We start from the raw sequence: 9,312 nt of genomic DNA, 5'->3' as shown, positions 1-9,312 counted from the left end.
CGCGATTGAGAACCAGAATGATCCATTTTAATTTGAACAATATCCGGTTTATCCAATAAAAATCACCTCACCAATTATTTGATGAGGCAATCATAACTTGAATTAAATTATTTTTGAAGTCGGTCAGTTATTTACTGCTTACAATAATTCACGACCTGAATTACTTTTTTCAACACATTTATACTAAATTAGTCAAGAAATACCTAATAAAGCTATTTTCCAAACACTCCTGGGGTTAAACTACTCGTTTGTTTTGTAAAATAATATTTTTGTAAGAAAAAGGTTGTCCTGCCTTGACTTAATTCATGGAAGTTGTTATATTAATAATTGTGTTAGCACTCATAGATGCTAAGTGCTAAAGAAGAGGTGGTTAGAATGCTGACCAAGCGACAGTTACTTATCTTGAAAGAGATTGTTCGTTTGTATACTGAATATGGCCAGCCTGTCGGTTCGAAAAAGCTTCTTGAACAGTTGCCAATGCACGTCAGTTCTGCCACTGTCAGAAATGAAATGGTTCATTTAGAGGATATGGGGTTAATTGAAAAAACACACTTATCTTCCGGGCGCATTCCATCGATGAAAGGGTATCGTTATTACCTTGATCATTTAGTCGAGCCTAGCAGTGTAGACGCAAATGATATGGCAGTTATTGAAACATCCTTTGACCAAAGCTATCATGAGATTGATCAAATTGTTGCGCAGTCCGCTAAAATTCTATCAAGTTTGACTAGTTATACCGCAATTTCTTTAGGCCCAGAATTAAAGGAAGCACGTTTAACCGGTTTTCGTTTAGTACCACTGGACAATAACCAGGTGATGGCAATTTTAGTGACTGATAGCGGTGCGGTTGAAAACCAAATCTTTTCGATCCCTAATGGAATCGATAGTGATAGTTTAGAAAAGGTCATTCGAATTATAAACGATGAGTTGGTCGGCCTACCACTAACGAAAGTGATCAAAAAGCTGCATACAAGTATTCCGCAGCTTTTAACGCACTATATGATCACACCATCTGGCTTCTTAGATATTTTTGGTGGTGTTTTGAAGAAGGCGGCTCAAGAACGCTTTTACGTTGGTGGTAAGATGAATCTAATTAATACCAGCACCATTAAGGACGTTAACCAATTAAAATCACTTTACGCCATGATTGATAAAAACGATGATTTGGCTAAGCTACTAGGGGAACCAGCGGATCAGCCAATTGAAGTACGTTTAGGCGATGAAATGACGAATGACTTACTGAAAAATTTTAGTTTAATTACCGCAACTTATAATGTTAGTGAACATGGACGGGGTATGATTGCACTTTTAGGACCAACCAGTATGCCATATTCACGAATGATTGGGTTATTAGACGTTTTTCGTGAGGAACTAGCAAAAAAAATTACTGATTATTATGCTCACTTTGGGGATGAATAGTCACTGGAGGTGAATGATTTGGCTAATAAAAAGACACCATCTACGAAACAACCAGAATTTCCATCTGAAAAAAATTTAGATCAAGAAACTACAGCCGCAACTACTGAAAAGGTAGTTAAAGGTGATAAAAAAGAAGCTACCGTTAAAAAAGAAACGGTTAGTGATGATGCGAACGTAACCAAGCAACATGAATTGGATCAAGCTGAAATTAAAAAATTACAGGCCTTGGTTGCTAGTAATGAAGATAAATATCTTCGTGCCGAAGCAGAAATCCAGAATATGAATAATCGTTTTAAAAAAGAACGGGAGCAACTAGCAAAATATGATGGCCAAGATTTGGCTAAATCCGTTTTACCTGTTGTTGATAATTTAGAACGTGCTTTGGCAATTGATGTTTCGGATCCAATCGGACGGCAGTTAAAAAAGGGTATTCAAATGGTCTATGACCACCTAGAGAGTGCCTTAAAAGAGCACAACGTTACCGAAATTGAAACTGAAAATAGAACTTTTGATCCGACTATTCACCAAGCAGTTCAAACTGTGCCCGTGGAGAGTGATCAAAAACCTGAGACGATTGTTAAGGTTTTACAAAAGGGCTACTATTTAAAAGATCGCGTTTTGCGACCTGCTATGGTAGTAGTTGCACAATAAAAATAAATATTAAATAATAAAAGAGGTTATGAGTTATGGCAAAAGTTATTGGGATTGACCTTGGGACAACTAACTCTGCAGTTGCTGTTCTCGAAGGTAAAGAACCAAAGATTATTACAAATCCAGAAGGTAATCGGACAACACCATCTGTTGTCTCTTTCAAAAATGGTGAAACACAAGTTGGTGAGGTTGCAAAGCGCCAGGCGGTAACTAATCCAAACACAGTTGCTTCAATCAAGCGGCACATGGGTGAAGCAGGTTATAAAGTTGAAGTTGATGGTAAGTCTTACACACCTCAAGAAATTTCAGCGATGATTTTACAATACATCAAGAAATTCTCTGAAGATTACTTAGGTGAAGAAGTTAAGGATGCCGTTATTACAGTACCTGCTTACTTTAATGATAGTCAACGCCAAGCAACTAAGGATGCTGGTAAGATTGCCGGTCTTGATGTTAAGCGAATTATCAATGAACCAACTGCTTCCGCATTAGCTTACGGGCTTGATAAAGGTGATAAGGACGAAAAGATCTTAGTTTACGACCTTGGTGGTGGTACCTTTGATGTTTCTGTTCTAGAACTTGGCGATGGTGTTTTTGAAGTTCTCTCAACTAATGGTGATACGCGTTTAGGCGGGGATGACTTTGATCAAAAGATTATTGATTGGTTAGTTGATAGTTTCAAGGCTGATAATGGCATTGATTTGGCCAAGGATAAAATGGCCTTACAGCGTTTAAAGGATGCTGCTGAAAAGGCTAAAAAAGATTTATCTGGGGTTAACGAAGCACAAATCAGTTTACCATTTATTTCTGCTGGTGATGCTGGTCCATTACATTTGGAAAAGACATTAACGCGGGCTAAATTTGACGAAATGACGGCCGATCTTGTTGCTAAGACTAAAGGACCTTTTGATAATGCCTTAAAAGATGCTAAATTATCTACTGGTGATATTGATAAAGTTATCTTAAATGGTGGTTCAACTCGTATTCCTGCTGTTCAAGAAGCTGTTAAAAAGTGGACGGGTAAAGAACCTGATCATTCCATTAACCCTGATGAAGCAGTTGCCTTAGGTGCTGCAGTTCAAGGTGGTGTCATTACTGGTGATGTTAAAGATGTTGTTTTACTTGATGTTACACCACTATCACTTGGTATTGAAACCATGGGTGGTGTCTTCACTAAATTAATCGATCGTAACACAACTATTCCAACAAGTAAGTCACAAGTATTTTCAACGGCTGCTGATAATCAACCAGCTGTAGATATTCACGTCTTGCAGGGTGAACGTCCAATGGCAGCAGACGACAAGACACTTGGTCGCTTCCAGTTGGCAGATATTCCGTCAGCACCACGAGGTGTCCCTCAGATTGAAGTTAAATTTGATATCGATAAAAACGGGATTGTTAACGTATCTGCTAAAGATATGGGAACACAAAAAGAACAAAAGATTACCATTAAGAGTTCTTCTGGTTTATCTGATGAAGAAATCGAAAAGATGCAAAAAGAGGCTGAGGAAAATGCCGATGCCGATAAGAAGAAAAAAGAAGAAGTTGATTTACGTAATGACGTTGAACAACTTATCTTTACAACTGATAAGACATTGAAGGAGCTTAAGGGTAAGGTCACTGATGAAGAGATCAAGAAGGCCCAAGACGCTGAAGATGCTTTGAAGAAGGCACAAAAAGACGACAATTTGGATGATATGAAGACTAAACGTGATGATTTAAATAAAATTGTCCAAGATTTATCCGTTAAGATGTATGAACAAGCCGCCAAAGAACAACAGGCTAAAAGCGATGCCGGCCAAGGCAGTGATGCCAAAGGCGACAATAAGAGTGACGGCGATGGTGAAACAGTTGACGGTGACTTTGAAGAAGTCGATCCTGATAAGAAGAAAAAATAAATCTTGTTGTTGCGTACCTTAATGAGTAGCAGGAAGCCAGGGCCATTGCGGCTTTTGGCTTTTTGTTTAATTTATGGTATGCTTAATTCGATTTTCTGCAAAGAATATTATTGGTTTAATTTATTGTGTCTAAATTAACTTAGATGAGATTGGTGAGCAATAATTAAATCGTTATAAATTAGGAGGTTAAGCATGGCGGAAGAACAACGTGATCCCTATGAAGTTCTTGGGGTAGCAAAAGATGCGTCCCAGGATGAAATTAAACACGCCTACCGAAAGCTTTCAAAGAAGTATCATCCTGATCTTAATAAGGCGCCAGACGCTGAGGCAAAGTTTAAAGAAATATCGGCTGCGTATGAAGTTATTGGTGATCCTGATAAGCGGGCCCAATATGATCAGTATGGTGCCGCGGGTCCACAAGGTGGCTTTGGCGGCGGTGGCGGTCAAGGCTTTGGTGGTTTTGATACAGGCGGTCAGAGTTTTGGCGGTTTTGATGATATCTTTAGTCAATTCTTTGGTGGCGGTGGTGGCCAACAACAGTCTAACCCATCGGCACCTCGGCAAGGTTCTGATCTACAGTACCAAATGGATCTAAAGTTTGAGGAAGCCATTTTTGGTAAGGAAACAACAATTTCTTATACACGTGAGGCGATGTGTCATACTTGTAATGGGACTGGTGCGAAGCCTGGTACTTCACCAGTAACCTGTCATAAGTGTCATGGTGCTGGCTATATTCAAGTTACTCGTCAAACACCACTTGGCCGGATGCAAAGTCGTGAAGTTTGTGATGTTTGTCGCGGTACAGGTAAAGAAATTAAAGAAAAATGTGCAACTTGTCATGGCTCTGGTCACGAACAAGAACGTCACAGTGTTAAAGTTAAGGTTCCAGCTGGTGTCGAAGATGGTCAACAAATGCGTTTATCCGGACAAGGCGAAGCAGGAACAAATAGTGGCCCTTACGGTGATTTATTCATTGTTTTCCGAGTTGCACCAAGTGATAAATTCAAGCGTGATGGTGCCGAGATTTACATTGAAGTACCAATTAGTTTTGTGCAGGCTGCGTTAGGCGATGACTTACAAGTTGATACGGTCAACGGCAAGGTCAAGTTAAAGGTACCAGCCGGCACTCAAACTAACACAACGTTCCGTTTACGCGGTCAGGGTGCACCACGATTACGTGGTAATAGCAAAGGTGACGAACACGTTACGGTCAAGGTAATAACGCCTAAACACTTAAGTAATGAGCAAAAGAATGCATTGAAGACCTTTGCTGTTGCTAGTGGCGATGAAGTGAGTCAGACCGAAGGCAGTTTATTCGATAAGATTCGTGAGACTTTTACAGGCGATAAAAAGAAATAAGAAACGACTAAAGAGTGAGCATAATACTGGCAGTTGTATAAACTAGGTGATGATGACCTAGTTTCGCGGCTAGGTTGGCTTACTCTTTTTTGAGTTATTTCCAGTATAAATTGCGTCGTCTTAGTCGGCTTGTTATAATTTAAACTAGAAAGTAGGTTGACGAAATGGATGTTGAACAAATGCATCAGCGCCAAAAGAATATTCGTAATTTTTCAATTGTAGCGCATATTGATCACGGTAAATCAACACTGGCGGACCGAATCTTGGAGCTGACGCATACCGTGGCTAAGCGTGATATGGAAAATCAAATATTGGATACAATGGATTTAGAACGTGAGCGTGGCATTACAATTAAGTTAAACGCCGTTGAACTAGAATACCACGCAAAAAATGGTGAGAAATATATTTTTCATTTAATTGATACACCAGGACACGTTGATTTCTCTTATGAAGTTTCGCGTAGTTTGGCAGCCTGTGAGGGTGCAGTGTTAGTTGTTGATGCTGCTCAGGGTGTTGAAGCACAGACACTGGCTAACGTCTATTTAGCGATTGATAACGACCTTGAAATTATTCCGGTGATTAATAAGATTGATCTGCCTTCCGCCGATCCAGAACGAGTGCGATCTGAAATTGAAGACGATATTGGTATTGATGCCTCTGACGCAGTTTTAGCAAGTGCTAAAGAAGGTATTGGGATTGAAGATATTTTAGAGCACGTTGTTAGTGATGTACCGGCACCAAGTGGTGATGTTCAGAAACCCTTGAAGGCATTAATCTTTGATTCAGTTTATGATAATTATCGCGGCGTTGTGTTGAACGTTCGTATTTTTGACGGACTAGTTAAGCCAGGTGATACAATTCAACTGATGCAAGATGGTAAAACATTTGAAGTGACGGAAGTTGGTGTTATGTCGCCCAACGCTGTTTCGCGGGATCAATTAATGGTCGGGGATGTAGGTTACATTGCAGCCAGTATTAAGACCATTCAAGACACGCAAGTTGGTGATACTGTAACACTGGCCAACAATCCGGCCGCAACTGCTTTAAAGGGTTATCGAAAGATGAATCCGATGGTTTATTCAGGTTTATATCCAGTTGATACAGCGAAATATAACGATTTACGTGAATCCTTAGAAAAATTACAATTAAACGATGCTGCTTTAACTTTTGAACCAGAGACTTCTGAGGCATTAGGTTTTGGTTTTCGTTGTGGTTTTCTTGGTTTACTGCACATGGATGTTGTTCAGGAACGACTTGAGCGTGAATTTGGGATGGATTTAATTACCACAGCACCTTCAGTAACTTACCACATTAATTTAACCGATGGTACGCAGAAGATAGTTTCTAATCCCTCTGAGATGCCTGATCCAGCGGCAATTAAGTCAATCGAGGAGCCCTTTGTGCACGCCTCCATTATGGTGCCTAATGATTATGTTGGCGCCGTGATGGAGCTATCGCAAGATAAACGGGGAGAATTTGATACGATGGAGTACTTAGATAATAACCGAGTAAATGTTGTTTATCATTTACCGTTATCAGAAATTATCTATGACTTTTTTGATCGCTTAAAATCCAGCACAAAGGGTTATGCCTCCCTCGATTACGATATTGAAGGTTATCGTGAGAGTAAATTAGTTAAAATGGATATTCTATTAAACGGAGAATCAGTTGATGCGTTGAGTATTATTGTTCATCAAGATTTTGCCTTTGGACGCGGTAAAGAAATTGTTGATAAACTAAAAACAATTATCCCACGCCAACAATTTGAGGTGCCTATTCAGGCTGCTATTGGGAACAAAATTATTGCGCGGACCAACATTAAAGCTTTGCGCAAAAACGTTTTGGCCAAATGTTACGGTGGGGACGTTTCCCGAAAGCGCAAATTATTGGAGAAGCAAAAGCGTGGTAAAAAAAGGATGAAGCAAATTGGTTCAGTAGAGGTTCCCCAGGAAGCCTTCATGGCTGTTTTACAAACTGGTGAGGAAGAAACGCATAAAAAATAAGTCTTTCATGAAAGCTATGTTTCACAAAAGACCAATTTGCCAACATTTTGCCAACGTAAATTTTTAAATGTTGGCAAATTTGTTATTTATTGATTTAATTTTCTTTATTTTGCCAACATGGATTAATTATTGTTCTGAATTTTTTCCATGATGTTTGCCGTATTTTGTTTCATTTTACGAGTGACATGAGAATAGGTATCTAAAGTTGTGGAGATTCGAGAGTGACCCAATCGCTCTTGGATCTCTTTTGGTTTAGCACCGTTTTCTAGCAACATGGTTGCATGAGTGTGTCGTAAAGAATGAAAGTTAAATGGGAAGCCTAATTTATTTGAAATGTGTTCGGCTTTATATTTAATTGAATTAGGGGTAACAGGCTGGCCGTTTTCTTTAGTGCAGACAAAATTAGATTCATAATACAGCCGACCATATGAAACTCGATTTTCTAATTGATGCTTATGTTTAGTTTTTAATTCATCAATCAAAGTTTTACCAATCATAATTGTTCGATAACTGGCTGGAGTTTTAGGGGTATCCAAAATATAAGCTCCTTTAGCAGTTTGAACCATGTTCAACTCAACTGTAATTGTTCCTTCTTCTAAATTGACTTTATCCCATTGTAAGGCACAGACTTCACCGCGGCGTAATCCAGTATTAAATGAAATCACAAGTGGCATATGGAATGGATCAGAAAAGGGAGTGATGTCTAGTATTTTGTGATATTGCTCAAGGGTAATTATTTTAAGTTTCTCTCTAGCATTTGTTGGTGTAACTTTGTATTTTGGCATATCAACATAATTCATTGGATTGTCTTTAATGAATTGATAAGGGTAGACAGCCCTTTTAAACGCACCTTTTAAAACAGTAAAGATAATTTCAACGCTATGTTTGGCCAGTGGCCGTTTTGTTTTTTTATCAACGGTTAGCGACACTTTATCAATAAATTCTTGTAGATTATCTGGGCCAATTGTTCTCAGACGATATTTTCCTAGTTCTGGTTTAATATACTTTTGAATGATATTTTTATAGTTGTTTTGGGTATTAAGCTTAAGATTGCGCATTACATAGTGATTGTACCAATAATCGAAAAAGTCGGATACACTTAACTTCGTTAAACGATTTTCCATGCCGGCGCGTTCATAGTTATCTATTGCTTTACGTAGGGCATCATTTGCTTCTTTTTCAGAATTACCGCCAACGCGTTCAATCCTTTTACGTTGTCCATCAACAGGAGCGGCTTCAAATGAGTAATACCATTTGTCGCCGCGCTTTCTAACATTTCCTTCTGTCATCAATAAGACCTCCAATTCATACTTCAAGATAAAATATGAAATAATACGTACGTATGTTCCTTTTGTGCTATTATTAAAACGCAAAATCATTTAACGGATAACTTTGCGTTCTAAATAGTTGCTTGAAATTTATTTATTTAGTACACTCTCAAAACTTTGGTCGGGGATGAGAGTGTGTTTTGTGTTATATTAAAAAAAAGCTGGTGATCAAAATGAAAATTGTTGAACTAACTAATCAAGAGATAAAAACGTTAAGCCTTGCTTTAGAAACATTTTCTGATCAATACGATTTATTTGACTCACTAATTGATGAGAATGGAAATTATTACGACTATGACGACTCGGGTAAACGTACTGCAGAAACTTTCGAAGTAAAACAAGCAAATACTGTAGAATCAATCAAAAACAAACTTTACTTTTAATTACCTTGTGTTAAGTATTCCTTATACGTTAAATCCGGATGTTTTGCTTTCCATTCTTTGCTTAGCAGATAAATAGTAGAAAATAAGTTTCTTACACCTAGCATCATTGTCTGGCACTGGCTTACATTGGTGAATCCTGAATTGTAGTGTGATACTGAATTTCTTATTAAAAAATTTGATTTAATATAATTTTCGGCTCTATACTTTTTCCTGTTGATAGTTTACAAATGGTAAACTATTAACAGGATTTTTGTGCAGAAAAAGAGCTCAC

General features: G+C 38.3%; 7 protein-coding genes. 6 read left to right on the top strand and 1 reads right to left on the bottom strand.

Going from position 1 to position 9,312, the window contains the following annotated elements; translation table 11 throughout:
* The first annotated feature begins 375 nt into the window (after positions 1 to 375).
* The 5 genes from hrcA (at position 376) to lepA (ending at position 7,330) form a co-directional block, all read left to right on the top strand.
* Complete coding sequence (gene hrcA, locus EKM61_RS10255; protein ID WP_068224608.1) at positions 376 to 1,419, top strand: heat-inducible transcriptional repressor HrcA; 1,044 nt, start codon at positions 376 to 378, stop codon at positions 1,417 to 1,419.
* Positions 1,420 to 1,437: 18 nt separating this feature from the next.
* Positions 1,438 to 2,070: a nucleotide exchange factor GrpE gene (grpE, locus tag EKM61_RS10250; RefSeq protein WP_075168967.1), complete on the top strand. Its 633-nt coding sequence runs from the start codon at positions 1,438 to 1,440 to the stop codon at positions 2,068 to 2,070.
* Between the two features lie 35 nt (positions 2,071 to 2,105).
* Positions 2,106 to 3,968 carry a molecular chaperone DnaK gene (gene dnaK, locus EKM61_RS10245; RefSeq protein WP_068224602.1) on the top strand — a complete coding sequence of 621 codons (1,863 nt, stop codon included), beginning with the start codon at positions 2,106 to 2,108 and terminating at the stop codon, positions 3,966 to 3,968.
* 192 nt (positions 3,969 to 4,160) lie between these two features.
* Positions 4,161 to 5,327, top strand: a complete 1,167-nt coding sequence (dnaJ, locus tag EKM61_RS10240; RefSeq protein ID WP_068224598.1) for a molecular chaperone DnaJ — start codon at positions 4,161 to 4,163, stop codon at positions 5,325 to 5,327.
* A 164-nt stretch (positions 5,328 to 5,491) separates the two neighbouring features.
* A complete protein-coding gene (gene lepA, locus EKM61_RS10235; RefSeq protein ID WP_068224595.1) occupies positions 5,492 to 7,330 on the top strand; it encodes a translation elongation factor 4 in 1,839 nt (612 codons plus the stop codon).
* 122 nt (positions 7,331 to 7,452) lie between these two features.
* Here the strand turns inward: lepA and EKM61_RS10230 are convergent, their stop codons facing one another.
* Positions 7,453 to 8,619, bottom strand: a complete 1,167-nt coding sequence (locus EKM61_RS10230; protein WP_068224593.1) for a tyrosine-type recombinase/integrase — start codon at positions 8,617 to 8,619, stop codon at positions 7,453 to 7,455.
* A gap of 212 nt (positions 8,620 to 8,831) precedes the next feature.
* Between EKM61_RS10230 and EKM61_RS10225 the strand changes: the two genes are divergently transcribed.
* Positions 8,832 to 9,041: a hypothetical protein gene (locus EKM61_RS10225; RefSeq protein WP_075168966.1), complete on the top strand. Its 210-nt coding sequence runs from the start codon at positions 8,832 to 8,834 to the stop codon at positions 9,039 to 9,041.
* Positions 9,042 to 9,312: the final 271 nt, after the last annotated feature.

Source organism: Loigolactobacillus backii (genome assembly GCF_003946275.1).
GTDB lineage: Bacteria > Bacillota > Bacilli > Lactobacillales > Lactobacillaceae > Loigolactobacillus > Loigolactobacillus backii.
The sequence above is the reverse complement of the archived record's forward strand: the minus strand, read 5'-3'. Positions and strand labels throughout refer to the sequence as shown.

Excerpts from the sequence above, each read along its gene's own strand:
- EKM61_RS10230 (WP_068224593.1), bottom strand. The coding sequence starts at position 8,619 with ATGACAGAAGGAAATGTTAGAAAGCGCGGCGACAAATGGTATTACTCA.
- dnaK (WP_068224602.1), top strand. The coding sequence starts at position 2,106 with ATGGCAAAAGTTATTGGGATTGACCTTGGGACAACTAACTCTGCAGTT.
- hrcA (WP_068224608.1), top strand. The coding sequence starts at position 376 with ATGCTGACCAAGCGACAGTTACTTATCTTGAAAGAGATTGTTCGTTTG.
- EKM61_RS10225 (WP_075168966.1), top strand. The coding sequence starts at position 8,832 with ATGAAAATTGTTGAACTAACTAATCAAGAGATAAAAACGTTAAGCCTT.
- lepA (WP_068224595.1), top strand. The coding sequence starts at position 5,492 with ATGGATGTTGAACAAATGCATCAGCGCCAAAAGAATATTCGTAATTTT.
- dnaJ (WP_068224598.1), top strand. The coding sequence starts at position 4,161 with ATGGCGGAAGAACAACGTGATCCCTATGAAGTTCTTGGGGTAGCAAAA.